The sequence below is a fragment of the Agrobacterium sp. El2ro-1b genome (assembly GCF_048298475.1).
Classification (GTDB): Bacteria; Pseudomonadota; Alphaproteobacteria; order Rhizobiales; family Rhizobiaceae; genus Agrobacterium; species Agrobacterium fabrum.
In genome coordinates this window covers 206,576-230,512 of the sequence record NZ_CP103458.1, presented here as the reverse complement: position 1 = coordinate 230,512, position 23,937 = coordinate 206,576, and the positions used below count along the sequence as shown (strand labels likewise).

26 protein-coding genes are annotated in these 23,937 nt (G+C 58.0%); all 26 read right to left on the bottom strand.

The window, feature by feature from the left end:
• Positions 1-151 precede the first annotated feature (151 nt).
• Complete coding sequence (locus NYR50_RS01140) at positions 152-685, bottom strand: flagellar basal body-associated FliL family protein (protein WP_418136501.1); 534 nt, start codon at positions 683-685, stop codon at positions 152-154.
• Positions 685-1,053, bottom strand: a complete 369-nt coding sequence (locus tag NYR50_RS01135; protein ID WP_010970991.1) for a hypothetical protein — start codon at positions 1,051-1,053, stop codon at positions 685-687. Before NYR50_RS01135 ends, NYR50_RS01140 begins: the two co-directional genes overlap by 1 nt.
• Before the next feature lie 29 nt (positions 1,054-1,082).
• Positions 1,083-1,640 carry a rod-binding protein gene (locus tag NYR50_RS01130; protein WP_035256247.1) on the bottom strand — a complete coding sequence of 186 codons (558 nt, stop codon included), beginning with the start codon at positions 1,638-1,640 and terminating at the stop codon, positions 1,083-1,085.
• Positions 1,641-1,752: 112 nt separating this feature from the next.
• On the bottom strand, positions 1,753-2,172 hold the full coding sequence (locus NYR50_RS01125) for a hypothetical protein (RefSeq protein WP_418136500.1): 420 nt from the start codon (positions 2,170-2,172) through the stop codon (positions 1,753-1,755).
• 15 nt (positions 2,173-2,187) lie between these two features.
• A complete protein-coding gene (fliR, locus tag NYR50_RS01120) occupies positions 2,188-2,943 on the bottom strand; it encodes a flagellar biosynthetic protein FliR (RefSeq protein ID WP_035256244.1) in 756 nt (251 codons plus the stop codon).
• On the bottom strand, positions 2,940-5,027 hold the full coding sequence (flhA, locus tag NYR50_RS01115) for a flagellar biosynthesis protein FlhA (protein WP_080812160.1): 2,088 nt from the start codon (positions 5,025-5,027) through the stop codon (positions 2,940-2,942). The genes fliR and flhA overlap by 4 nt, the downstream gene beginning before the upstream one ends.
• A 157-nt stretch (positions 5,028-5,184) precedes the next feature.
• On the bottom strand, positions 5,185-5,451 hold the full coding sequence (locus NYR50_RS01110; protein ID WP_006313045.1) for a flagellar biosynthetic protein FliQ: 267 nt from the start codon (positions 5,449-5,451) through the stop codon (positions 5,185-5,187).
• 45 nt (positions 5,452-5,496) lie between these two features.
• A complete protein-coding gene (flgD, locus tag NYR50_RS01105; protein ID WP_080810568.1) occupies positions 5,497-5,970 on the bottom strand; it encodes a flagellar hook assembly protein FlgD in 474 nt (157 codons plus the stop codon).
• Positions 5,961-6,410, bottom strand: coding sequence for a flagellar biosynthesis repressor FlbT (gene flbT / locus NYR50_RS01100; protein ID WP_121689933.1), 450 nt, complete (start codon positions 6,408-6,410; stop codon positions 5,961-5,963). Before flbT ends, flgD begins: the two co-directional genes overlap by 10 nt.
• A complete protein-coding gene (gene flaF / locus NYR50_RS01095; RefSeq protein ID WP_006313042.1) occupies positions 6,407-6,751 on the bottom strand; it encodes a flagellar biosynthesis regulator FlaF in 345 nt (114 codons plus the stop codon). The genes flbT and flaF overlap by 4 nt, the downstream gene beginning before the upstream one ends.
• 34 nt (positions 6,752-6,785) lie before the next feature.
• Complete coding sequence (locus NYR50_RS01090; RefSeq protein WP_174007361.1) at positions 6,786-7,889, bottom strand: flagellar hook-associated family protein; 1,104 nt, start codon at positions 7,887-7,889, stop codon at positions 6,786-6,788.
• Between the two features lie 3 nt (positions 7,890-7,892).
• Positions 7,893-9,371, bottom strand: coding sequence for a flagellar hook-associated protein FlgK (gene flgK, locus NYR50_RS01085; RefSeq protein ID WP_418136499.1), 1,479 nt, complete (start codon positions 9,369-9,371; stop codon positions 7,893-7,895).
• Between the two features lie 22 nt (positions 9,372-9,393).
• Positions 9,394-10,674, bottom strand: a complete 1,281-nt coding sequence (locus NYR50_RS01080) for a flagellar hook protein FlgE (RefSeq protein ID WP_080810574.1) — start codon at positions 10,672-10,674, stop codon at positions 9,394-9,396.
• 105 nt (positions 10,675-10,779) lie between these two features.
• Positions 10,780-11,451, bottom strand: a complete 672-nt coding sequence (gene rem / locus NYR50_RS01075; RefSeq protein WP_006313038.1) for a transcriptional activator Rem — start codon at positions 11,449-11,451, stop codon at positions 10,780-10,782.
• A 282-nt stretch (positions 11,452-11,733) separates the two neighbouring features.
• On the bottom strand, positions 11,734-12,300 hold the full coding sequence (locus NYR50_RS01070; RefSeq protein WP_418137319.1) for a lytic transglycosylase domain-containing protein: 567 nt from the start codon (positions 12,298-12,300) through the stop codon (positions 11,734-11,736).
• Positions 12,248-13,597, bottom strand: coding sequence for a flagellar hook-length control protein FliK (locus NYR50_RS01065; RefSeq protein ID WP_418136498.1), 1,350 nt, complete (start codon positions 13,595-13,597; stop codon positions 12,248-12,250). The genes NYR50_RS01070 and NYR50_RS01065 overlap by 53 nt, the downstream gene beginning before the upstream one ends.
• Entirely contained in the window at positions 13,594-14,874 is a 1,281-nt protein-coding gene (motC, locus tag NYR50_RS01060; protein WP_418136497.1) for a chemotaxis protein MotC, read from the bottom strand. Before motC ends, NYR50_RS01065 begins: the two co-directional genes overlap by 4 nt.
• Complete coding sequence (locus NYR50_RS01055; RefSeq protein WP_418136496.1) at positions 14,871-16,172, bottom strand: MotB family protein; 1,302 nt, start codon at positions 16,170-16,172, stop codon at positions 14,871-14,873. Before NYR50_RS01055 ends, motC begins: the two co-directional genes overlap by 4 nt.
• On the bottom strand, positions 16,169-16,825 hold the full coding sequence (locus NYR50_RS01050) for a hypothetical protein (protein ID WP_418136495.1): 657 nt from the start codon (positions 16,823-16,825) through the stop codon (positions 16,169-16,171). Before NYR50_RS01050 ends, NYR50_RS01055 begins: the two co-directional genes overlap by 4 nt.
• A gap of 279 nt (positions 16,826-17,104) precedes the next feature.
• On the bottom strand, positions 17,105-18,397 hold the full coding sequence (locus tag NYR50_RS01045; RefSeq protein ID WP_418136494.1) for a flagellin: 1,293 nt from the start codon (positions 18,395-18,397) through the stop codon (positions 17,105-17,107).
• 305 nt (positions 18,398-18,702) lie between these two features.
• Positions 18,703-19,140: a hypothetical protein gene (locus tag NYR50_RS01040; protein WP_174007337.1), complete on the bottom strand. Its 438-nt coding sequence runs from the start codon at positions 19,138-19,140 to the stop codon at positions 18,703-18,705.
• 5 nt (positions 19,141-19,145) lie between these two features.
• Positions 19,146-20,228, bottom strand: a complete 1,083-nt coding sequence (gene flhB, locus NYR50_RS01035) for a flagellar biosynthesis protein FlhB (RefSeq protein WP_418136493.1) — start codon at positions 20,226-20,228, stop codon at positions 19,146-19,148.
• 125 nt (positions 20,229-20,353) lie between these two features.
• Positions 20,354-21,397: a flagellar motor switch protein FliG gene (fliG, locus tag NYR50_RS01030; protein ID WP_174007331.1), complete on the bottom strand. Its 1,044-nt coding sequence runs from the start codon at positions 21,395-21,397 to the stop codon at positions 20,354-20,356.
• A gap of 27 nt (positions 21,398-21,424) precedes the next feature.
• Positions 21,425-21,964: a flagellar motor switch protein FliN gene (fliN, locus tag NYR50_RS01025; protein ID WP_418136492.1), complete on the bottom strand. Its 540-nt coding sequence runs from the start codon at positions 21,962-21,964 to the stop codon at positions 21,425-21,427.
• 63 nt (positions 21,965-22,027) lie between these two features.
• Positions 22,028-22,993 carry a FliM/FliN family flagellar motor switch protein gene (locus tag NYR50_RS01020; protein WP_174007325.1) on the bottom strand — a complete coding sequence of 322 codons (966 nt, stop codon included), beginning with the start codon at positions 22,991-22,993 and terminating at the stop codon, positions 22,028-22,030.
• Positions 22,990-23,862 (bottom strand): flagellar motor stator protein MotA, encoded by an 873-nt coding sequence (gene motA, locus NYR50_RS01015; protein ID WP_006313025.1) that lies wholly within the window; start codon positions 23,860-23,862, stop codon positions 22,990-22,992. The genes NYR50_RS01020 and motA overlap by 4 nt, the downstream gene beginning before the upstream one ends.
• Positions 23,863-23,937 lie beyond the last annotated feature (75 nt).

The following is a 23,937-nucleotide window of genomic DNA, read 5'->3' as shown; positions in this document are numbered from 1 at the left end:
CGGCCCGGCGCATGGCATGCGGGGTGGTGGTTCATGGGTTTGTTATACAGGTGCAGGTTGAATTTAGCTTGAAAGCAATCTCTCGAATGCTCGTGAACGGAGCAAGAGATGATTAACCAGAGCGCGCCGTTTCGCCGCCGCTCCCTCTCCGTCAGTGGCTGGGTGCCGCAGCCTCTCCTGCTTCGGCTTTCTCGCCCTCGACGAGTTTGACAGAGTGGGGCGAACCATTTCCCTTCTGCTCGCGGATGTCGGCTTTCGACAGGTAATCGAGCTGCTCGATCAGCACGTCCTCGACCACCTCGTCATCGAGCCTCTTGTTCAACCCTTCGCGGATGCGCTGCTTGAAGGCGTCGGGATCGAAGGTGGAGATATTGGCAATGTTGACCATGGAAGAACCCGCCAGCAGCGTGAACAGTTCATCGGTCATCAGCTGTGTTGCCGGCAGTTCGATCTTCGCCATCTTGGCCTTGTCGACGCGCAGCGAAATCCGGCTGAGGAAATAGCCGTTCACTCCACCATCATTGATGACGGGGATCGTGATGCTTTCGCCCTTGACCAGTTGCAGATCAGCCTTTTTTGCCCCCGCCTCATCCGGCGCCGGCGCCGTCGCCATCTGGACGGAGAAATACACCGCGCCGAGCGTGACGGCGCAAACCCAGACGCCGGTGAGAAGAAGCTTCAACATCAGGATGCTGCGCCGTAAAGGAATTGTTCCTGGGAATAGGTGCCGTCCGTATCGGCTTCCTGGATAGCGTTCTTGAGCAGATCCGCGACAGCGCGAACCGCGTTCAGATGCGCCTCGACGCGGGTGGCATTGGTGGCGAGCTTGGACTTGATGCCCTTCACCTGCTCCATGTAACCGGCGGCGATATCTTCGTGCGGTGTATCGCGGACCAGCATCGTCAGTTCATAAAGGCAACGGCTCTTATGGGCATTGGAGACCTTGAAGTCGAACTGCGGGTCCTTACCGATATTGTCGTTCTCATTGTCGATGATCATCTCGAGGCGGCCGAGAACGGATTGGATACGGTGGTCGTTCGACATAAGGTCCATGCTTGTCTCCTCGTTAAGGTTTTTCATTCTCAAGCCTCGTCCGTTTTATCATTGGAAACGCCGAGGACCTGCCGCTCGAACTCCGCCACCATCCGAATTGCAGCATTGTGGTCTTTGTCATTCATCGATACGTCGGTAATGCCTTTGCTTTCGGCTTTCCGCAGCGCATCCTTGTAAGCCTGCTCCGCAATGCCGACGCCGCCATTTCTGGAAATCGTGTCGGCAAACTGTTCCGCCATCATGCTCTTCCAGATTTCGCCGGCATTACCCTTGCCGTAAACTTCCTCGCTGTCTTTCGGCAGCATGTTGGCAACGAAGGTCTGGAGAACCGAGGCTTCATATTTGCGGTATGTTTCGGGAATCTCGGTGCGTGCCGAGCGAATATTGGTATCGCCAAGGCCGGCCTTCGAGGACGCACCGTCAAGCATATCGACGGCAGCACCAAAGCCCTTGCCGGCATCGGCCAGACTGGTTGCGGCAAAAGCCGCCTTGTTTGCCTTCAGTTTTTCCTGGGCAACCTGTACTTCCTGAGGGTCCGCCGCACGAACCACATCCATCACCAGATCGCTTATAACCGATATCGCCACGTCCCGAACTCCCGAGCTGACGAACGTGCCGGAGGAAAGCCGACGCGTTCACTCAATCAAGAAGCATCGCGAACGGAGTATTTCAAACGCCCGCGATGCAACAACGGGAAGACTATGGATCGCCAACCTTGCTGGAGGCTGGTGTGTGTGAAACATTCGTAATTTCTAACAAATCGTAGATTGCATTATCATCCGCTTCGCGATCCTCGAGATCGCGGGCAATATGCATCCTGTCCTCCAGCCTGTCGGCCTTGGTCTTTTCCTTCAGAACCTTGTTTTCCTGAAAGTGCTGAACGCCTTCGAGCTGGCGGTCCTGGACGACCAGACGGCCGTAGCGGTCGGAATAGTGTTTTGAAAATGTCTGGTGCACCGGGTCCATGGAACTCATGGCCTCAAAGGTGGTCTCCATGGATTGCGCCACTTCGCTGCGCACGCGGGTGGTATCGGCCAGCTCCACCTCGGCCATTTTTTCCATGTGCCGCTGGACCGTTACCAGACGTTTGAGCTTTTCCGAGCGCTTGTCCGAAGCCATGGCGTTTCCTCCCGATCAAAAGCCGATAAAGACCGGACCGAACCCATCCACGAATTGCCGGATGAGGGCCGCGACCGACAAATAAAGCATGAAAAGACCACCGGCCAGAACGAAGGGCGTCGATATGAAGAAGACCGGAATTTGCGGCGCCAGCTTGTTGATGAGACCGACCGCGACGTTGAACATCAGGCCGTAAATAACAAAGGGGCTCGCCAGCCGCAGCATGATCGAAAAGGATGCCCTGAGCGTATCCGTCAACGTGATCAGCATCTTCTGCCCGCTGATGAGCGCGCCGACCGGTGTGGCGCTATAGGAATCCACCAGCGCCTTGAGGACGATGTGGTGGAAATCCATCATGAACAGCACCAGCAGGCCACCGAAGGTGATGAAGTTGGCAATCTGGTTTTCCTGCACGTCTTCGATGGGATCGGCACCGCCGGGCGCACTGAGGCCGATGGAAGCGCCGATGAGCGCGCCGGTGAACTGGAAACCGAGCGTGTAGAAACGGGCGATCAGCCCATACATGGCGCCGATGAGAACCTCGGAGAAGATGAGGCCCACGACCGCGCCCTGGCTGGCGCCGGAAACCTTCGGATAGATGGTGTCCCAAAGCACCGGCAGAAGAGCCATGGATACCGCGACACAGAGAAGCATGCGAATCTGCGGCGAGATGCGCGAGCTTGAAAAGCCCGGCATGGTCATGAAGCAGGCGCCTATGCGGCAGATGGCAAGGAACAATGCAATGATTGTCCCCTGCGGGTCGGTTATCATGAAATGGCGCCCAGAATCTTGATCTCGAGACCCTTGGCCAGTTCCACATGTGAAAGAACCGGCAGGGTCGCAAAGAGTCGCTCGATAATCATGCGCACATAGGACCGCGTTTCCGGCGAGGTTACAAGGACAAAGGGCAGGCCGCGATCCATGAATTCACGGATAACTTTCGATGCCTGCTCGGAAAACTCCTCGAGATGGCGCGGATCGATATCGAATTCGACGATTTCGCCCTTCTGGTCGCGCTTCAGCGCCTGATGGAAGACCATGTCCCACTTGTTGCCGAGTCGCAGGACGCGCAGCACGCCATTGTCGGCAAGGTCGCCGCAGAGCTGCTGCGACATGCGAACGCGGACATGTTCGACGATCTGCTCGGTCTTGCGCACATGCGGGGCGAGTTCGGCGACCGCTTCGAGAATGAGATGCAGGTTGCGGATCGATACACGCTCGGCCAGCAGCAGCTTCAGCACCGCCTGCAGGCCGGAATAGGACATGTGCGACGAACAAATCTCGTCAGCCAGCTTCTTGTATTCGGGGTCGAGCCTGTCGATGAGGATCTTGACGTCCTTGTAGGAGAGAAGCTGCGGCAGGTTGTTGCGGATAACTTCGCTCAGATGCGTCAGCACGACAGAGACGTTATCGATCGGGTGGAAGCCTTCGCGCTTCAGATCCTCGGTGAAGGTTTCGAGGATCGAGACGGCGGGCATGCCGAAAGCGGGTTCGCGGATTTCATCACCTGGGATGCTCGGCTTGCGCCCTGCCCCTGTCACGACCAGCACATCGCCGACACGCAGATTGCTGGACGCGATGGTCGTGCCGTGGACGCGGATCTGATAGGCCTTTTCCGGGATCATGATGTCGTCGGAGACTTTGATCTCCGGCACCACAAAGCCATATTGCGTAGCAAATTTCTTGCGCATCTTACCGACGCGGAAGGCCAGTTCCTGATGCGCGCCGAGAAGGCGGGTGGAAACCTGCTTGCCGAGCGCGAGTTCGATCTCAGCGGTCTTCAGCACCTGCTTGACGGAATCCTTTTCCGCCTCGGTGGTCTGGAGAACTTTGTTTTCCTCTTCCTGGCGGCGAAGCGCGCTTTCGGCTTCGGCCTGGCGCGGAATATACCAGCTGCCGAAGGCCATGATGCCGCCGAGGAAGATGAAGGGCACGAAGGGAAGGCCCGGAATGACCGCGAGCAGACCCATCAGCATGGCCGAGACCATCAAAGCGCGGGGATAACCGCTCAACTGATTGATGACGGCCTGATCCGTCGATCCGGCCGTGCCGCCGCGCGACACCAGAAGGCCGGCCGCCAGCGATACGATCAGGGCCGGGATCTGCGAGACGATGCCGTCACCGACCGAAAGCTTGACGAAAACATCAGCCGCTTCGCCGATCGGCATGCCGTGGCGGAAATAACCGATGATGATGCCGCCGAAAACGTTGATCGCGGTGATGATGAGGCCGGCGATCGCGTCGCCGCGGACGAATTTCGAGGCACCGTCCATCGAGCCGAAGAAGGAGCTTTCTTCTTCCAGTTCCCGGCGGCGACGCTGCGCTTCCTTTTCATCGATGATGCCCGCGGACAGATCCGCATCGATCGACATCTGCTTGCCGGGGATGGCGTCGAGGGTGAAGCGCGCGCCGACTTCGGCGATACGCGTCGCACCCTTGGTGATGACGATGAAGTTGACCGTGATCAGGATCAGGAAGACGATCAGACCGATGACGAAGTCACCGGACATGACGAGGCTGGAGAAACCCGCGATCACGCCACCTGCCGCCGTCGGCCCCTCATTACCATGCGAAAGGATGACACGCGTCGTCGCAATGTTCAGCGACAGACGGATCATTGTGGCAATCAGCAGCACTGTCGGGAATGACGAGAAGTCCAGCGGGCGCTGGATCCAGAGCGCCACCATGAGAATGAGGACCGAAAGCGCAATCGAGAACGCCAGACCGACGTCCACCAGCATGACCGGAATAGGCAGGAACAGAACGCAAAGGATCGAAATGATGCCCAATGCGAAACCGATATCCCGCATGCTCGGACTGACCTTGGGCAAGGAGATGACTGGTGGCTGCGCCATGAATTCGTCCTGTCTCTTCATGAGAAGGGCGACGGAAAAGCCGTCGCACGGTTCCGGGCATCGGTTTTCGAAAAGCGAACGCAATTCGGGCCGATGCTTTCAGCCTATCCCTAGCCGCTGAAGCTTGCGCGAGGATGGCATCCGAAGAAAACGGGGGTCAGAAGCCCGACTGGATACGGGAAAAGACGAGGTTGGAAAAAAGCACGATCTGCGCGCCCACGAAGGGGGCGGCGACACCGAGGACGATCATGATCGTCACGATCTTCGGAACGAAGGTCAGCGTCATTTCCTGAACCTGGGTCAGGGCCTGAATGAAGGCGATGGCGACACCGACGATCATGGCGGCCAGAACCGCGGGACCGGCCGCGACGAGAACAGTCCAGACTGCCGCCTGCATGATATCAAGCGCATCGGCCTCGTTCATCGTCGCATCCTTGTTTTATAGAGGCGGCATCATGCCGCCTCACTATCAGGAACCGGCCGAGTTGCTCGAATCAGCCGTCGTTTCGTCAGATTTAGTCGTGATTGGGCCGTTGGAGAAGACCACGCCGGCCTGCAGCAGCACTTTATCACCGGCTTCCGTCACGGCGACGATGCCGTCGGAGAAGACCTGCACTTCCTTCACCACACCGGTGACCTTGTCATCGGCGCTCATGACGGTCTTGCCGACAAGATCGGAAGCGCGCGTCAGGGCTTCCGCCTGCAGCATGCTCTTCAGGTGGGTGTTGGTCTTGATCGTCTGCTCGACCTGCGAGAAGCTTGCCAGCTGCGACATCTGCTGGCCCGCATCCATCGGGCTGGTCGGGTCCTGGTTCTTCATCTGGGCGATGAGGAGCTTCAGGAAGCTGTCGTAGTTCAGCGAGGCTGCATTCTTGTCACTGCTGCTCGCCCCGGCATTGGCCCAGGGGTTAGCGGCTGCCGAGTTGACTGCATCTACCGCCATGGTGCGATCTCCTTGCGAATCTGTTCGATCGTTGCCGGGGTCATTTCCTGATTGCTGAGGATTTTTTCCTCGATCGCGTAGAGACCGCGAATGGCCTTCAGCGCTTCAAAAGCCTTGCCGGAGGCAACCAGCCCGTCGATCCGCTTCAGTTCCGCCAGAATCTCGTCATGCTGGAAGCAATTGAGCAGCATGCTCACGGACTTGCGGAACATGTTGGTGGATTGCTCGCGCCCTTCCGGGTTGATGAGGATCATCTGCGCGATGAAATAAAGCTGCCGGAGCGGGGTCGTCGCCTGGTCGGGCTGCAGAACGTGGTTTTCAAGAAGGAACGTGACATCGTTCAGGAATTCCAGCGCTACCTTGCGATCCACACGCAGAACCGCGCCGTTGATGAAAATCTTTTCGCCCGATTTCAGCGAGATTCGAAGTGTACTTTTCATTTCAGTCCATCCCTGATGATGGTTGTCACGTCAATTATGCCCTGGAAATTCGTCGACTGACGTTTCCGGATCAGTTCGCACTCTTTCAAAATCCAGATCGCGATGGAAATCAGATTCGCTCTCAGTTCCATGGCCAGCTGGTTGTCGGGTTGCTTGAGATCCTCAATGAAGCGGATCCAGACCCGTCGAGTGTAAAAAAGTGCTTCGATCGAGTGGCGCTGCGAAGAGGAGTCCCTTGCCTCCACCAGAAGGTCGATCGATTTTGTCAACGCCTGCCGCTCGCGATCTTTCGCGTTGGCGACACCATCCTCCATGATTTCGGCGTAGGAAAACTGGTACATTCATGTATCCTTTATCTGCCGCCACCCCTGTTCATCAGAGGTAGTTTACCAGACTCATTTTTTGCAGACGCGACGTCAGGCTGTATGCGATCTCAATCTGCTGCTGCAGCAGGTCGAGACGGGTTTTCGCCTCGTAGGTATCGATCCCCTCAATATCCAGCAGATGTGTTTCGATGATCTTCTTCTGGGCCTCCAGCGAATCATTGGCTTTTGAGACACGGCTTTCGGAAAGACCGAGCTGGCTTTGCTGCTGGTTCAGACCATTGATGGCGGTGCCGATATTCGTCACCGACTTCATGGCGACCATTTCGCGGATGCCGCTGTCCACCTTCGGATCAAGGAACGTCATCGACGTCATCGCGGTCAGTGCGAAATAGCGCATCCCCTGCGAGTTGCTGTTGCTGGACGTTTCCACGATCTCGTTCTGGCTGATGCGGCTCGTCATGTTGGTGTCGCTCGCTTTCGAACCGAAGGTCGTCCAGAAATCGTAGTTCTGGCCGGCCGTCAGGCTGGTGTGCGGCGGGTTCGTGACGGTGGTCGTGCCTTTAAAGACGCCTTCGATATGCGTCATGAAGCCTTCGACCTGCGTTTTCGACAGGCTTGCGAAATCGCCGACCGGCGGCGTCTGCGCCGCCATGAACGCGTTCAGTTCCGTCTCATAAGCCGCTTTCAGCGGAGAACCATCCGCGAAATAGTCATCTACAGGCTTCACATCCGTATTGATGCCGGAAAACAGAAACTCGCCATTAACCGCCGTATTGGCGAAGCTGGTGAAGTTGTTGAAGGCATTCGAGATGGTCTGGGAGACCGTCGTCAGCGTCGGCGCTTCACTGCTGGTGTTGGGGACCAGCACCTTCTGGATTTCCTGCGCGGCTTTCGCCATGCCGTCCAGTGCCGTCTGCGAGGACTTGAGGCGTTGCGTCGCAATCGAATTGACGCTGACCAGCGAGGAGATGCGATCGATGTCGCGATTGAGATCGAGGCTGCGGGCGGTATTGGCGCCCAGCGTCAGGCCGAGATCGGCATGCTTGCCCGTCGTCAGCTCGGTATTGAGATTGGTCATCTCAAGCTGAGCCTTCAGGATGGTGCTGCGCATGCTGTTCTGCATTGCCAGCGATGAAATGAAGGACGTTTTCATCGTTTACCTCACCATGTCCATCAGCGACTTGAGCATCTCGTCGACGGTGGTCACTAGTTTCGTGGCGGCCTTGTAGGATTGTTCGATATCCATGAGCAGCGACAGCTCCTCATCCAGGCTGACCGCCGTATTATTCGAGTAAGACTTGGCGGAGCGCTCATAAAGCGCGCCTTTTGCTTCGTTTGCCGAAGTCGCACCGGAACGTTCCTGTTCAAGCCACCCCATCGAGTTGGTGCCGTATTTCAGGATGCTGGTATTCGTATCGATACGTGTCGACGCGGCAAAATTCATGGGCGCGTCAAAAGCAGTGACATAGCTGCGGATCAGGGCGGAAAAACCGGTTCCCCCCGAAGTTGCGGTGTTTATGACGTAATCGGTACCGTTGATACCGCCATCACGCAACAATTCCGGATTGCCACCTTTGGAAATAATTAACGCCGGGTTGACGGTAATGCTGGCTGCGAGCCCGGGAGAGACAACTCCGTCTGGCGGAATGGTCGTCGCGGCCGGCGAGCCGTAGGTGAACAAGCCGGGCATGTCCGGCAGGCCGCTGGTCGGGTCTGCCGGCTTTTCCGCAAACATGGTGATGAGACCACGCGCGATTTCGTCAAGCTGGCTCTGCATCGTCGGCGCCAGATCGTCACGGACCTGCATCAGGCCCTGCAGCGAACCCGCGGCCGTCGTATTGGTGCCGGTGCCGGCCTTCAGCGCCACGCCATCGATGTAAATGGCGTTGCCCGTGGTCGTTGCGTCATAACCCGGCTGGGTCTTGAAGGTCACGCTGCGCGGCACGATCTCGAACAGCGTCGCGCCGTCAGTCGTGTAAAGCGCGACATCGTTGTTGGGGCGATTGACGACATTGATGCCGACGATGGAGGAAATGTCCTTCAGAAGCGTCTCGCGCTGATCGAGCGCGTCGCTCGCATCACCGCCGATCGCTGTCTGCGCCTTGACCTCGTTATTGGCTTCTTCGAACTTGGCAAGCAGTCCGTTCAGCTTGTCGACCTGGAGGGACATCTCCTTGTCGGCGCGCAGGCGCATCCCCTGCAGTTCGGACGAAGCGTTGTTGAGCGAACTGGCGACATCCGACGCCGAAGTAACGGCCGTCGCTGCCAGCGCCGCATCGCTCGGCTTTGCCGCGTAGCCGTCAAGGCTCTTGAGCAGTTCTTTCATATAGTTGGCTGGCGAACTCTCATAATTGTTGCCGCCAAAAATGCTCTTTATTTCCTCGAGGCCGCTCAGAACGGAGCTCTGGCCGGAAGCAAGAGAAGAGCTGGAAATAGTCTGTCGAAGAAGACTATCATTCTGGGCACGGCCATTGGAGACGATACTCGCTCCGGCCATGGTCGTGCCGAGAATGGCGGTTCGCTTGACGTAGTTCGCATTACCGACATTGGCAATGTTTTTCGAAGTAACGTCGGTCTGCTTACCTGTGTTATTGAAAATCGATTGCGCAGTATTCATTGCTGACGTGAGCGACATTCATCTGTCCTCGTGAGAAGTATTATCTCTTCAGATTGATCAGGACGTCCATCAAATCCGATCCAGTCTGGAAGACTTTCGAATTCGCTGTGTAGATACGCTGGGATTCAATCATATCGGTGAGTTCGCTGGCGATATCGACGTTCGAACCTTCCAGCGCACCCTTCTGGATGTAACCAAAGCTGCCCGCTTGCGGGAAGCCGATGGTGACGACACCCGAGTCGTTGCTCGGCAGATAGACGTTGCCGTTCTGCGGGCTCAGATTGTCGACGCTCGGCACCGTGGCCAGCGCCAGCTGATAGATGTTGCGGCGACCGCCATCCTGATAGACCGCCGTTACCAGACCGTCCTTGCCGATCTCGACATCCTTGATCTGGCTCGGACCGTTACCGTTCAGCACCGCGGTGCCGGGCGTGAACTTCGACGAGAACTGCGTCATCTGCGACAGGTCGATATCGATAGCCTGAGCAACGCCGCTATTAGCGTCATTGATGGTGATGGATTTGGGCGACGCCGTCGTGAGCTTGTTCGTCGCCGGATCGAAAGTCAGCTCGACTTTTTCCTGAACGAGCGTTGCAGGCGCTGTAGCTGCATAGGGAAAACCACCATTTGTGGACTGATCCTGACGGTAAACCGCAACTTCCCAGGTATTGTCGGCAGTCTTCGTGTAATAGAAATCGTAAAGAACTTTGGCGCCGCCGCTGTCAAAAGCCGTCAGCGACGTCTTGGCGCCAATTTTCGACGTAGCCACGTTATCGCCAGGAAGCGATCCGGCAGCAACAATGGCGTCATCGCGATTGAGGTTGGCCGGGAAGCTACCCTGGGTCGAAGGCGATGCCGTCAGACCGAAATCATTGATGTTGATAGCTTCGAGGCCGGTAAAGCCGTTGACAACCGCAGCCGGCGGGTTGGCGCCGTAAGGGTATCCCATCAGCTTGAAGCCCGCGGCATTTTCCAGATAACCCTCGGAGTTTTTCTGGAAGGCGCCGGCGCGGGTAAGATAAGGCGTGCCTGCACCATCCTGAACCACGAAGAAGCCGTTGCCCTGAATGGCAAGGTCCGTGCTCGAGGTGGTGTAGGAAAGGTTGCCCTGCTCCGAAATGCTGTAGCGAACGTTGGACTGCACGCCGCCGGAAGCATAGCTGCCCGACGAGGAGGGCAGAACGAGCGAAGAGAACGACGTCGATGCGCGCTTGTAGCCGGTGGTGCTTGCGTTGGCGATGTTGTCGCCCACGGTGCCCAGCTTGTTCGCCTGCGCATTCATGCCGGACACACCGGTTCGCATAGTGCCGAAAATACTCATTCAAAAACCCTCGTGGTCATCTTTCAGGGAGAAGGTAAAGCGTTTGGCTTGCGTGAAGCTGTCTGAAATACCGCGTTTGAAAAAGACCACGCGGGTCAATGAAAATCATTGCCAATCAATGCTGTAGCCGAGGAACCGCTTGGAATCGACCGGATCGTAGCCAAGCTTCTTGCGCAGCTTCTTGCGCAGCTTGCTGATGTGGCTTTCAACGACGTTTTCTTCGACGTCATCATCGAAGATGCCGTAGATGGCATTGAAAATCTGCGACTTGGAAACGCGACGTCCGCGATTGGCAATCAGATATTCAAGGATGCGACGCTCTCGGCGCGGCAAGGCAAATACTTCGCCGCACACTTCAGGATCGCGACCGTCGGAGAAAACCCGGATCGGTCCTGCATCGGTGAAGTTCGAGATGACCTGCAGCCGGCGGCGGATGGCCGCCGCACGCGCAAGGATTTCACGGGGGTGAACCGGCTTGCGCACGACATCGTCGACGCCGCTGTCGAACAGCGCGAGCGTTGCTTCCAGCGAGGGCTGGTCGCTGACCGCGATGACAGGTGCCGTCGTGCGATCCCTGATCGCCTTCGGCAACGAAAAGCTCCGGTCGCCCTGGCCGATTAGGAAGGCCTCCACGGCCGCCAGATCGCTGTCTGCCGCCGTCGAGACCCATTCCCCGAACTCAACCGGATCGAACCCGGTCGAGGGGATGCCCTCACGCCCAAATAGAGATGTATAGCCGTCTTTAACGAGCTCGCGCTCATCAACCACTACGATCATTCGTCCGCCTCCGAATCAGTGTGGTGTTTTCCAATGAGGCATTGGTACGAATCGGGGGATTCACGAACAACTGTAGGAAATCATCGATAGTTATTAATAATTGATTAACTATTTTGTGCCGATTTGATCTACATATAGTGGGTGTTAACCATATTCGGTACAAAATTTTTGTGTAAAAATTTTAAAATCCCAAAAAAACAGCTTGCAGCGCCTTTTTTCGATCAATCTATCGCCACATTTCAAATTACGAGTCCTGCGACCTTGAAAGACAATTTCAGGTTGCTATCCGTCGCAGAAGTTTTTCGCGTTGGGCGTCCATTTTCCGTAACCCGTCGCCACGAGATTGGCGATGACGCGGCAGACATATTTTTTCTGCGCGGGGTCATTATTCGGGCCGGCGTGATAGCGCGCGACTGCCATCGTCCAGGTTTCATGCCTGTTGTGGAGATTGCGCAGGAACATGGCGGCATATTCGACATTGCGGCGCGGATCGAACATTTCCCGCGCGGAGGTGAAGTTTTCGCCGTGGAAATAATGGTTTATCTGCATGCATCCGAGGTCGATCAGCTTGGCGCCGTTGCGTTTCGCCGCCTCAAAAGTCACCATCGCCTCCTCCGTAGAGGCCGCAAATACCGGTTTTCCTTCAATATTCATGGCATTGGGGTCGAGCCGCCCCTTGCGGCCCGTCTCGGTCAGGCCGACGGAATAGAGAATTCCTTCCGGCACGCCATATTTGCGGGCGGCCGACTGGATCTCTCTTTCACAGACACCTGATGTTGCCGAAGCCGACGCGTTTTCAGAGGTAGACGCCATTGTCAGCAGAAGAGCGGCCAGAGCCGAGAGCGCCATCCATGCCTTCATTATGCACCCCCAAATTATTGCCATTGCCCTGCCGGCCGTCGCGTGCGCCGGACTCGTCACGGTTGCGCCCGGCGGCGGCCTGCTGGCCCTGCTGCTGCGCCTGCTGATTTTGCTGATTGTTGCCTTGTGTGCCCGTTTGGTCACTCTTGTCGGAAGAAGCGATGCTGATGGTGATGTTGTCGACCGTCAGACCCTGCGCCTTGAGACCTTCAAGGATGCTCTTGCTGTCGTCCTGGAGCTTTTTATAGGCCGCCATGCTCTCCACCGTCATGTGAACGGCGAGCTCATCACCCGCAAGGCGCAGCGACATCGTCACCGATCCGAGCTCAATCGGCGTCATGTGCAGCTTCAGCGTATGCACGACCTTGCCCGTGCTGCTCTGGGCCGCCGCATTGGACAGCGACGAGCCGGGCTGCATGGCACTGACCCATTCCGGATCATTGACGATGAGGCCGGTCAGAGCCGAAGCATTGGTCGAAGGCGCCAGGCCGATGAACCGCCGCGAATCGACAACAGTGACGTTATCGGCCACCTTGCCGCTGCTTTCCCGGACCTCAAACTCGACGCGGCCTTCACGCTGAACCGTGCCCATATCAAGCGCGCGGGCCGTGCTCGAGCGGGAGGAGGAGAAACGGAAGGCCGAAGCATCGTTGCCGCCTTCCGCGCCGGTGTCCGTCTCGTTTTTGGCGAGTTCCATCTTCGTGGGCATGTCCTTCAGCGAAGGCTCCGCCTTGCCGCGTACGGGTTCGGCTCTGTCGGATTTCACCGAATCCACCTTGCCGGCAATCGCCTGCGCAATTTCCTCAAGCGGCGACTTGGCTGTCGCAATATCGCCGGCACCGATCATGACGGTCTTGAGCTCCGCGAGCTTCGGATCAATCGTGTCCGCCGCCGTCTCGGCATCCCTGTCCGTCTCGTCCTTGAGCTTCTTGCCGGTCTTGCCGTTGTCAGCTGAAGTGCGCACCGTTTTCAGAGCGTTCTGAAACTCGGCCACCGTCTCGTGGTTACGGGGTTCGACGGCATGCTCGCGAGCGATCGCATTCAGAAAAGTGGGGGGGCGTTTGACCGGAGCATCCATCTTTTCAGGCTCGTCATCGGGCTTTGCGTGCTGCTCCTTGGCCGAACCCGCATCCTGATGCCGCGATTGCGGCGTGCGTTCGTCCCGGACGGTGGAAAGTGCATCGCCGAAGCTGCCGCCCTTGGCGTCGTCCCTTGCATTTGCGCCGCCGGCGCGGGCATCGGGTGGTGGCGCGTTCACTAACGCGTTGACGGTTGCGTCGATCATGGTGCCCCCTCGCCTTTCTTCAACAGGCTGTCGATTTCATCGAGCTTGCTGCGGCCACTCGTCACGAGTTGCCGGACATTTTCGCCCGCATCGTCCGCCTTCTGGGTTTCAACCCGCCATATGCTTTTTGTGTCGGCAGCAACCGCCGCCTCTTTTGCAGGTGCTGTGCCGCCGGGCTCGTTCGTTGCCGCAGCCTTGGCCTCGACGCCGGTCTCTGCGGAAGGAGGACGCACCACCTGGTCGGCAATCGCCCTTGCCGCATCGCGCAGGGCCCTGTCGCGATCCGACAGCTGCGCTTCGGGAATTTGTCCGATCGCCTCTATCGCGCTCACCACATCGGGCGTGCCGATGTTGGAGAGACTTTCATAGAGATTGGCCTGAACTTCCGGTGTGCCCGGCAAAGCTGGAGAAAGCGTTTTCGCCTTCAGCGCCGCCATGCGCGCCAGCGAATCCTTGCCGCTGATCGCCGCGAGGCGGGAAAGGCGCAGATAAGCTTCCTTCTGCCTCTCCGCATCCATCATGGCGAAGGTTTCCTGTATCGCCTCCTCGCCGATCGAATCGGCGCGCTTGACCACCAGCGAGACCAGAAGATCCGCGAACTGGCTGGCATAGGGCGAATGCAGGAACCGCCGCGCATAACGCTGCGCATAGTCGACACCGCGCGTCGCATCGCCGTCTTCCACCGCAATGGCGAGCGAGCGCCGCAGCGCCGCCTCCTCCACGATGGTACCGGGCGCTTCAAGCCGGGCGATGTCGTAAAAGGTGAGTGCCGCCAGCGGATCGCGCGGGATCGTCACATTGCCGCCGATCAGCGCCAGATAGGCGCCTATCCGCGTGCCACGATATTCCGGCACCATGGCAGCGATGCTCTGCGCCACCAGCGTCCCTTTGCCGGACAGGTATTTACGCAGGATATCGGCGACACGGCTGTCGAAATTGCCGTCCACATCACGCGCCACCAGCAGTTCCAGCGTGGCCGGGTTACCGCCGCTCATCGCATAGATCAGCGCCGCATCGACGTTGCGCGGATCCTTGAAGATGGCCGAAGGCGCGCTCTTCAGCCGTTCATCGATTGTCTGCAGCAGAAAGCGCTGCATTTCGGAGGCGGAATGATCTCCCATGGCGACCGAATCCTGCACGAATTGCAGCGACCGCAGCATGGCATAGGGCATGAGATTGTCTTGCGACTGCGAAAACGCCTTGCTCGGCTCGGAGCCGAGACCGCAAAGCGTCGCCGCAAGAAGAAGCCAGCGTTTCGAGGTTTTCGTCACACTCACCCCCGATCAGCCTCAAGCAGGATTTCGATACGGCGGTTGGCATCCGCGAGAGGGTTCGACGGCACCTGCAATCTGCGGTCCGCAAAACCCGAAACCTGTTTCACCCGTTCTTCCGAGAGGCCGCCGCGCACCAGCATGTAATAGGCGCTATGGGCGCGATCCATGGAGAGACGCCAGTTGTCATTGGCCTCACCCTTGAACTGCCGGCCGTCGGTATGGCCGCGGATCACCACGCTACCGCCGCGCTCCTGCAGCAACTTGCCGATCTTTTCCATAGCCAGAACCAGCTCACCCCGGGGAACGGCCGATCCGATATTGAACATCGGCGTCTCCGCCTGGTCGGAAATGGTCAGCAGCAATCCGCCTTCGGCTGGCGTCACCACCAGTCCCTCGGAAAGCTTGCCGGTAATGCCGGATATCTGCTTCTCGATTTCTTCGCGCAGTGTATCGGCCTTTTCCCATTCGGCATCGCTGGCTTTGCCTGCCTGGTCCGGATTGGGCTTGGCAAGCGCGGCCTGCTCGGCGGCATCCGGGCGCTGCTGCGGCACCACCGCTGCAATTTCCACCGGCTTGCCATCTTCCGCCATGTCGGCGGGCTTACCGGCCTGCACGAGGGTAACTGCCTCGGCGCTTTTGTCGGCCTCCTTGGCCGCCACATCCTGCTGTTTGCCATCGGCAGCCTGCGCGGCCTCCGCGGGAACCTGCTTCTGGTCGGCGCGGGTGATTTTCACCTGCTGCGTCCAGAAATCCGGATCGAAGGGATCGCGATAGGCTTCGCCGCCACTTGCACCGGTCGCCGGGCCGGAATCGGCCGCACCGCCCTCGCCCTTGGCGCTGACATTGGCCTGCTGCCCGACCTGTTGGGCGATTTCCGCCAACACGGAATAGGGGTTTTCGAAAAAGTCGGCCTCGGAGAAATTCGACTGTTCACCGGTCTGCGATGTCAGATCCTCACCCGTCGCCGCGGCGGAGCCCTTGGTCACCTTCTCCGCCTGGATGTTGGACTGGTCCTTTTTCTGGACGCCCTCTTCCTTATCGGCAGGCTTTTCCAGTCCTTTGGACGAGGGTTTCTCGTCGGACAGTTTTATCGGGTTGAAATAGCTGGCGACCGAAGCCTTGGTCTCTTCATTAGCGGCATTGACCAGCCACATGACGAGGAAGAACGCCATCATCGCCGTCATGAAGTCGGCATAGGCGATCTTCCAGGCGCCGCCATGGGCGCCATCGTGCCCGCCCTTGTGGCGCTTGACGATGATGATCTCGTTCTTGCCGTGGTGGTGATTTTCGCCTTCACTCATTTCATCACCTTGCGAAGACTGGATGCCCAGGCGGACATGCGCGTCACGAACACGCTTTCACCCAACTCGATGGAAAGATCGATATCGGTGGTCTCGGTAAATTTCATTGTCTCTTCTTCAAAACCCGGCTGGGTCTTCAACTGCTCGAACAGGTTTTTCGGGCCTTTCACGACAAGCGTGACCGCCTCGCCATCGGGCATGGAGGCGCGCACGACATCCGCCAGCGCCGAAACCGCCTTGAGCGAAAGCTTTTCCGTCAGAACCGGCGCAAGAATATTGGCGGTCTGTTCGCTGAGATTAGCGGCGATTGCATCGATACCTTCGCGCAGACGACGCGACAGAAAAACGGCCGTTTCTTCAAGATAGACGGAACGAAGCTCTTCGAGCTCAGCGGTGTGGGCGGCGAGCAGCTCTTCCCGCTCGGCCTGCATCTTTTCGGTGATCTCGCGGGTCGCATCCTCGTAACCGCGGGCATAGGCCGCCTGTTTTTCGCCTTCCGCATCAACGGGTGTCAAATCGTCGAAACCGGAGGTGATATCGGCAAAACCAGAGGCGAAATCGGTATCGGCATCCGCCAACCCGTCGCCGAAGGCCGGTGAAGCCGGTTGAGCCTCACCGAAATCCTTGAGAAATCGTGCAATCGACGCGCTCATGCCTGCCCCCGGCAAAACTGGCCAACAAGGCGGGAAAGCCGCATTTCCAGACGGAAAACCGGCGTCCACTCTTTTTGGAAATGCTCTAAGCCGTTTGGCGGCACCACCGTCATCCTTGCTACCCTGCCCGTCTCTTCCATGATTCCCGGCCGGATCGCGCCATGCGATCCACCCGATCTTGCCCCGACGTTAGGTGTTCAAACTTGTGCGAGGATGAAGGCGGGCCTCATCAGGCAGCCCGCGCCCGTTCATCCGCTCGCCCGCGCCGGCCGAAACCCGTTACTTGAAGAGCTGGAGGATATTTTCCGCATTGGCATTGGCGATGGAGAGCGCCTGGATGCCGAGCTGCTGCTGCGTCTGCAAGGCTTTCAGCCTGGTCGATTCCTCGTTCATGTCAGCATCGACGAGACGGCCGACACCCTTGTCGATCACATCCATCAAGCTCGAAACGAAGTTTTCCTGCATGCTGATACGGCTCTGCAGCGAACCGAGGCTGGAAGCCGTGCTGGTCATTGCCTCGAGCTGCTTGTCGACGAAAGACATCATCATGTCGATGGCGTCTGCGCCGGTATAGGTCGTGCCGCCGCCAGCAAAGCCACCCATGGCTGCAGCGACGACATCGAGATTGCCGAGATCAAGGGTGGATACGGAAAAACCGAGGGAACGATTGGCAGAAGCCGTACCGGCGCTGACGTCATAAAACCAGTCAGTGCTGCCGGTGTCGCGATAGGCAGGGGAAACGGTCGTGCCGCCGCTCGACGGGTTCGTCGCCGTGACCTTGACCCAGACGTTTTCCGAAAGGCGGAGATAATTGTCCGTGCCATTGCTATAGAGATTGGGATCCGTGTTCGTATCTGTCGTCGTGGCATTGAGCGCGCCAATCTGCGCGTCGCTCAGCTTCTCAACCACATAACCCGCTTGCGCCGTCTTACCTGCAGTCGTTGAGGTTTGAAGGACCTCATGTTCCGTCTTGCTGACGAAAACAGCGTTTTTGTCGAGAATCCCTAGCTTCCCGCCGCTCAAGTCGAAAAGCACGGTGCTGTTGTCGAGCGTATAGTCGACGGTGGTGACGCCCACATTGCCGGAGCCTGTGCGGGTGAAGGACGCGACGACCTTTTTCGTGATCGATTCCGCAACCGGCGGCGTACCCCCGTTGCTGATGCTGGCCTGCAGCCAGTTTTCACCCGAGAAGGAAGCCGAGTCGGAAATGCTCTTCAGCTGCTCCTGAAGCTGCTTGATTTCATCCTGGATCTTGCCGCGGTCGGCACCCACGCCATAGGCGGCGACGAGCTTGGCCTTGATCTGCTTGACGACCTCGATCGTGCTTTCAAGCGCGTCATAGGCGGTGTCCACTTTGGCAGCGCCCAGGCCCAACGCATCCTGCACGGCCGAAAGTGCGCTATTGTCGGAGCGCATCGTCGTCGCAATGGACCAGTAGGCCGCATTGTCCGCCGCAGTCTCGACACGAAAGCCCGATGACACGCGCGCTTGCGTCGTCTCGAGGTTCTTGTCGATCATACGCAGGGTTTGCAGTGCGGCCATCGCCGCCGCATTGGTCAAAATGCTTGTCATGGGGTCCACCCAACTCAAAATTTCAGAAAAAATCCGGCGCGGTGCCGACAACGAGCAGGAGCATCATGCGTATCGGCAATGGCCTGAAACAGCCACCGCGACCTGCCGTTCGTTAACAAATCGTTAATGCGATAGGTAACAAACAACGAGACTGATTTGCAAGGCGTTCCTGTCTCTCGCAGCCGGGTTTCGCATAAACCGGCAGGCTTCGGGCAAGCCCGGATCAAAACACACCGGAAAACGGCCGTTGCGCCCGTGATTTCAACGAGCGCAACGGCCGTGATGGAAATATGTAGCTGATCCGGTTAAGCCGCTTCGCCCTGACGGGTGGCTACGAATCGGGCAGCCGCCAAGCTGCGTTGGAGAAACTCGGTATTTTCGTCCGGGTTTTCGGAAGGGTTCTGAAACGAGACATGATTGATCTCGATCGCCGCATGCCTGTCGGCGAGAATCAATCGTGCATAGACCGTGGCGCCCTTCGGCTTGAGCTCGAGATCGAGAACGACCTCCGGCACGCCTTCCCATTCGAGCTTATATTCGCCACCGGCGCCGAAATTGATCGTGCCTGGATGATAATAAAGCTCCGCCGCCGACGAAACGAGATCGGCGATACTGCCATAGCACTCGAATCGGAGCAGTGAAATCAGGTCGGCCGGGTCTAGCAGGCGTAATTCAGTGGCGACCGGGTTGATCGCCTCTGCGACGATCATTTCCCGCTGTTCGGAATAGGCGGATTTTTTCATTGGTTTTATTGAACCCGTATTTTCGATGACGTCTTGGCGTAAACCCGATGAACGAGCTCCGCCACAGCCTTGTAAAAGACTGGTGGAATCACACTATCTACCGAGACTTGCGCAAACATGGAGCGTGCAAGCGGAGGGTCTTCAAAAACGGGGATATTGTTTTCTTCCGCAATCTGGCGGATTTTCAATGCGATAAGATCCTGGCCCTTGGCGACGACGACAGGGGCGTCACCCTCTTCACGCACGTAACGCAGCGCTACCGCAAAGTGTGTCGGGTTGGCGATGACGAGCGTCGCACGCGGCACGTTGTTGATCATGCGGCGGCGGGCACGGTCGCGGGCGATCGAGCGCTGGCGGGATTTGACCACCGGGTCACCCTGCGACTGCTTGTATTCTTCCTTCACCTCATGCTTCGTCATTTTCAGCTGGCTGAACCAGTGATGTCGTGTCCACAAGACGTCCACGGCGGCGAGCAGCGCGGTCGAGAGCAGGATGACGACCATCATTTTTTTGACGATCTCGACCACGCGCACGAAAATCACCTGCGGATCGGAAAACATCAGATCGATGAGGCTGTAGAAATCACCGCGAAGCGCAAAGAACATGATGATCGAAACGATCATGATCTTGAACACCGATTTGGCGAACTCCACGAAACCCTGCTTGCTGTAGATGCGCGTGAAACCCTTTGCCGGCGAAATGCGTGACCATTGCGGACGCACCCGTTCAAGCACCGGCGACGGCAGGTTCTGTAGAAATGACGAGGCAAGGCCGAAGACGATGAACATGATCATGGCCGGCATGAGCAGGTAAGCGACGGATGTGCCGAGAAAATAGAGCAGCGCCAGGGCATCCGGCCGGGTGCTGAGGTTCCACTGCTCGGGCTGGCCGAACAGGTCCTTCAAGGTGACACCGAGACGGCCGGCACCCTCGGGCAGGAAGAAAACCAGATAGCAGTAGAAAGCGAGCGACGACGCAAAGATCGGCACTTCGCGAGAAAATGGCAGATTGCCCTTTTCCGCCGCATCACGGAGTTTTTTCTCCGTTGGGTCTTCTGTTTTACTGTCCTTGTCCTGATCGTCTGCCAAGGCACGTTCCCGAAATAAAAAAGGCCCGCCGATCCCGGCAGGCCGTCATTTCGAAACTAGCGTCCGTGGCCGGCCATCGCAATGGCCCGCTCCGCCTTGGGGGCGGGTTATCAACCGGCTTCCGCTTAAGCGGCGGCCGACTGTTCGTCTGCGGCGACGTCCTTCAGCTGGATCTGGCCGGAATTGGCGAGCCGGATCGCTTCCTGCGCCACCGCGCGGCGGGCAATTGCCACTTCGCGGGTGTTGAGCGAGGCCTGCGGCACCGCAAGGTCCGATTCGATCATGCGACGCTGGCGCGGGCTGATGCTGGAGAGCACACATTCCTTGATTTCCACCGTGGCGCCACGCAGCGCCATGGTCAGAACATCCGCCGAAACATCGTTGAGCAGCAGGACGCGGCTGCGCTGCGGCATGAACATAAGGTCGTCGAAGAGGAAAATCTTCGGTTTGACCTTGTTGGCGGCTTCCTTGCTGAGCGTTTCGAGCGAACTCAGCAACGTGTCGACCTGCGGCTTGTCCAGTTCGTTCATCAGATCGGCAACCTTTGTGGAACCGCCGGCATTGCGCTCGGCCTCGATCTCGTTGATGAGGTTGACCACGCGCTTCTCAATGATCTGCGCGGCAGTCGGGCTGACTTCCTTCATGTTCACCGTACGGTTCATGATATCGGCGCGCTGTTCTTCCGGAATGGTCAGAAGAACCTTGGCGCCGAAGGAAGAAGGCAGCATGGAGAGAATATAAGCGATGGTCTGCGGATGCTCGCGCAGCAGGAACTTGCCGACGAATTCCGGCTCGGCTTCCTGCAGACGGTCCCAGATCGACGCTTCATAAGCCTGGAAGGCCGCGCGGCGACCGAGAAGGCTGTCGACCTCTTCAGGCGTCAGCCCCTCTTCGAGAATGCTTTCGATTGCCTTGGCATTGTCCATCAGACCCGTTCCTTCGGTGAACAGGTCTTCGAATTCCGCCACGATCTGCGCGAGTTCATCCGGAGGAATGACGCGCAGCGTCTGAGCCGAGGAAATGATCATCTGCAATTCGTGCTGCGTGAAAAACTTCAGCAGCTTGCCGGCGACGCCCTTGCCCATGGCAAGAAGCACCGCGGCCGCCTTGTCGGCCTGAGACAACGGCTTGCCCGCAAGGGGATTACCGAAATCCTCGAAGTCCATCATGGTCTTTCCTCTCCGTCCCCACAGGGATCAGGCTTTTCGCGTACTCAGTACTTCAATCAATTTTACGCCGAAGCGCGTATCGTCGTCTTCCAGAACCGTTATTTCACCGCGCGCAATACGGCGGCCATTCACCATGATCTCGACGGGCTCGCCAATCTTGCGATCAAGCGCGATCGTCGCACCCTCTTCGAGGCTCATCAGCCCCGAAACGAGCATTCTGCTGGTGCCGAGAACGATCTGGACATCGATCGGGATGTCCATGATCATTTCCATGTTTTCGGACAAACCGCTGCCGAGCGGTGCCCTCACGCCTGCGACCTGCGGGGTCGCAGTGAAATCGTCCATCGCAAAATCGGCCGCTCCGCCACCGAAGGCGGAAAGGTCGTTGTCTGTCGAAACCTCGTCCGTGCTTCCGAAATCGCCGAAGTCGCCAAAATCGGACAGCGAACCTTCCGCATCCGTCTTGAGGACGCCACGCAGATCGCCGATAGCCTGGTCGAGGTCGGTGCCGTCTTCAAACGACGGCAACGCCGCATCATCGGTCACAGGTGTTTTCTTCGTAGCCATGCGCTGATTATTCCCTTTGAAACTTGCGTCAGCCTGCCCAAAACCCCAAAGGCCGGGCAGGATTTAACCCATCAAATGTCGTAAGATCTCGTCGTCCGTGCTGACATTGTTCTTCACCCGAACCATGTAGCGGTCGCCTGACTTGCCGAATTCGCAATTATAGAGCTTGGAACCATTGGCGCTGACCTCGACGCCGATATCATCCTGCTTCAGATCCTGAAACGGAATGACATCGCCAGCGACCAGCCTGGAAATCGTCCGCAGCGTCAGCGTTTCGAGCTTGATGCGCGCCTCAAGCGTGACCTGCGATCTCTTCACTTGCTGCGAGATCATATCCATCCATTCCTCCTGCTTCTTCAGCGCCTGGGCTGAAGCCTTGGGGGCGACGATGGAGGTCTTGAGCAGCGGCCGCTGCGGCACGATGAGAGAAAATTCCGAGGATACCTTGCCGATATCGATCTTCATGCGGATGGTCACGCCGTAGAGGCCGGCGATCATCTCGTCGAAGGCGCTTTTTCCATTGGCATTGAACGGCGGATCGATCGTCGCTTCGAAGCCACCCGGCGCATTGACACCGGAGCGCAGGACACCGGCGATACGGCCGAGAACCATCGCCGCGAGATCGAGCTCGATATGGGACAGATTGCGCTCGTCCGGGTCGCCGATACTATCGGGCGACGCACCCAGCATGCGTTCCATCAGCGCAATGACGAAGCCGTTGCCGACCGTCATCATGAAATTGGGGCACCAGTTGCGCAGCGAACAATCGGCAACTGCAACATTCTGCCCGACATTGGCGATGAGATCGGTCATCAGCCCCGATTCGGAACCGATATATTCGACGTCGATCGCAATGCCGGTCTCGCTGTGAAAGGTATCCGGCAGGAATTCGCTGTAGAGATGGCCGATGTCGGCACCGATCTTCGCGATCGTCTTGCGGTCGGTGAGCCCTCCCGTGAGTTTCGCGAGCAGGGCGGTGTCGATGGTCGGGGCGGAGGCTTTTTGCGCTGCAGCTTTTGCCATGATCATGCCGCCTTGTTTTCGCCGCCGGGATTCATCATCTCCTGCTCGACGGCATCGATGGACGGCCGTTCATAGTTGGAGATGGTCTTGCGGCCATATTCGAGCGCGACCTGCGGCACCGAGCCGTTCATATAGGCGATCAGCGTCTGCTTGACGATGATGTAGAGGCGGTGCTGCTTGGTGCGGACGATCTTGACCTGCGAAGCGAGCGGGTTGCAGATCGAATAGGACAGGATGATGCCGAGCATGGTGCCGACGAGTGCGGCGCCGATCAGGCCGCCGAGCACCTCAGGCGATTCGTTGATCTTGCCCATGGCCTTGATGACGCCGAGAACCGCCGCGACGATACCGATGGCGGGGAAGGAATCCCCCATGGTGGTGATCGCGTGGTAAGGCTTCAGCTTGTCATGCAGGATGGTCTCGATTTCCTCATCCATCAACGCCTCGATTTCGTGGCTGCGGGCATTGCCGATGATGATGAGACGGACATAATCACAGATGAATGAGGTGAGTTCCTTGTTCTTCAGGACCGAGGGCGCCGACTGGAAGATCGAGGATTCTTCCGGATTATCGATGTGCGCTTCGATCTCGTTGCGCGACTTCGTACGCAGGTCGCGCATCAGCGAATACAGCACGCCGAGCACGTCGAGATAGTTGCGCTCCTTCGGAACCGAATGCTTGAAGGCCTCGCCGAGCGCCTTGCCCGAATCCTTCACGACCTTCATCGGGTTCGCCATGATGAAGCCGCCGAGACCGGCGCCTCCGATGATCATCAATTCGAACGGCTGAACCAGCACGTTCAAATGACCGCCCATCGCCATATAGCCGCCGATGATGCAGCCGAAGGTGATTATAAGTCCAATTACAATATTCATTGATCGACCACGCCCGAACAGTGTTCCATGGCGCCATGTCTAGAAAATGTGGCTTGCGTGAACCTGTCCGCAATG

What these genes read in the sequence shown, in the direction of transcription:
- NYR50_RS01140 (WP_418136501.1), bottom strand. Translation starts at nt 685, where the DNA reads ATGTTGAAGCTTCTTCTCACCGGCGTCTGGGTTTGCGCCGTCACGCTC.
- NYR50_RS01135 (WP_010970991.1), bottom strand. Translation starts at nt 1,053, where the DNA reads ATGGACCTTATGTCGAACGACCACCGTATCCAATCCGTTCTCGGCCGC.
- NYR50_RS01125 (WP_418136500.1), bottom strand. Translation starts at nt 2,172, where the DNA reads ATGGCTTCGGACAAGCGCTCGGAAAAGCTCAAACGTCTGGTAACGGTC.
- fliR (WP_035256244.1), bottom strand. Translation starts at nt 2,943, where the DNA reads ATGATAACCGACCCGCAGGGGACAATCATTGCATTGTTCCTTGCCATC.
- flhA (WP_080812160.1), bottom strand. Translation starts at nt 5,027, where the DNA reads ATGGCGCAGCCACCAGTCATCTCCTTGCCCAAGGTCAGTCCGAGCATG.
- NYR50_RS01110 (WP_006313045.1), bottom strand. Translation starts at nt 5,451, where the DNA reads ATGAACGAGGCCGATGCGCTTGATATCATGCAGGCGGCAGTCTGGACT.
- flgD (WP_080810568.1), bottom strand. Translation starts at nt 5,970, where the DNA reads ATGGCGGTAGATGCAGTCAACTCGGCAGCCGCTAACCCCTGGGCCAAT.
- flbT (WP_121689933.1), bottom strand. Translation starts at nt 6,410, where the DNA reads ATGAAAAGTACACTTCGAATCTCGCTGAAATCGGGCGAAAAGATTTTC.
- flaF (WP_006313042.1), bottom strand. Translation starts at nt 6,751, where the DNA reads ATGTACCAGTTTTCCTACGCCGAAATCATGGAGGATGGTGTCGCCAAC.
- NYR50_RS01090 (WP_174007361.1), bottom strand. Translation starts at nt 7,889, where the DNA reads ATGAAAACGTCCTTCATTTCATCGCTGGCAATGCAGAACAGCATGCGC.
- flgK (WP_418136499.1), bottom strand. Translation starts at nt 9,371, where the DNA reads ATGTCGCTCACGTCAGCAATGAATACTGCGCAATCGATTTTCAATAAC.
- NYR50_RS01080 (WP_080810574.1), bottom strand. Translation starts at nt 10,674, where the DNA reads ATGAGTATTTTCGGCACTATGCGAACCGGTGTGTCCGGCATGAATGCG.
- rem (WP_006313038.1), bottom strand. Translation starts at nt 11,451, where the DNA reads ATGATCGTAGTGGTTGATGAGCGCGAGCTCGTTAAAGACGGCTATACA.
- NYR50_RS01070 (WP_418137319.1), bottom strand. Translation starts at nt 12,300, where the DNA reads ATGGCGCTCTCGGCTCTGGCCGCTCTTCTGCTGACAATGGCGTCTACC.
- NYR50_RS01065 (WP_418136498.1), bottom strand. Translation starts at nt 13,597, where the DNA reads ATGATCGACGCAACCGTCAACGCGTTAGTGAACGCGCCACCACCCGAT.
- NYR50_RS01055 (WP_418136496.1), bottom strand. Translation starts at nt 16,172, where the DNA reads ATGAGTGAAGGCGAAAATCACCACCACGGCAAGAACGAGATCATCATC.
- NYR50_RS01050 (WP_418136495.1), bottom strand. Translation starts at nt 16,825, where the DNA reads ATGAGCGCGTCGATTGCACGATTTCTCAAGGATTTCGGTGAGGCTCAA.
- NYR50_RS01045 (WP_418136494.1), bottom strand. Translation starts at nt 18,397, where the DNA reads ATGACAAGCATTTTGACCAATGCGGCGGCGATGGCCGCACTGCAAACC.
- NYR50_RS01040 (WP_174007337.1), bottom strand. Translation starts at nt 19,140, where the DNA reads ATGAAAAAATCCGCCTATTCCGAACAGCGGGAAATGATCGTCGCAGAG.
- fliG (WP_174007331.1), bottom strand. Translation starts at nt 21,397, where the DNA reads ATGATGGACTTCGAGGATTTCGGTAATCCCCTTGCGGGCAAGCCGTTG.
- fliN (WP_418136492.1), bottom strand. Translation starts at nt 21,964, where the DNA reads ATGGCTACGAAGAAAACACCTGTGACCGATGATGCGGCGTTGCCGTCG.
- NYR50_RS01020 (WP_174007325.1), bottom strand. Translation starts at nt 22,993, where the DNA reads ATGATCATGGCAAAAGCTGCAGCGCAAAAAGCCTCCGCCCCGACCATC.
- motA (WP_006313025.1), bottom strand. Translation starts at nt 23,862, where the DNA reads ATGAATATTGTAATTGGACTTATAATCACCTTCGGCTGCATCATCGGC.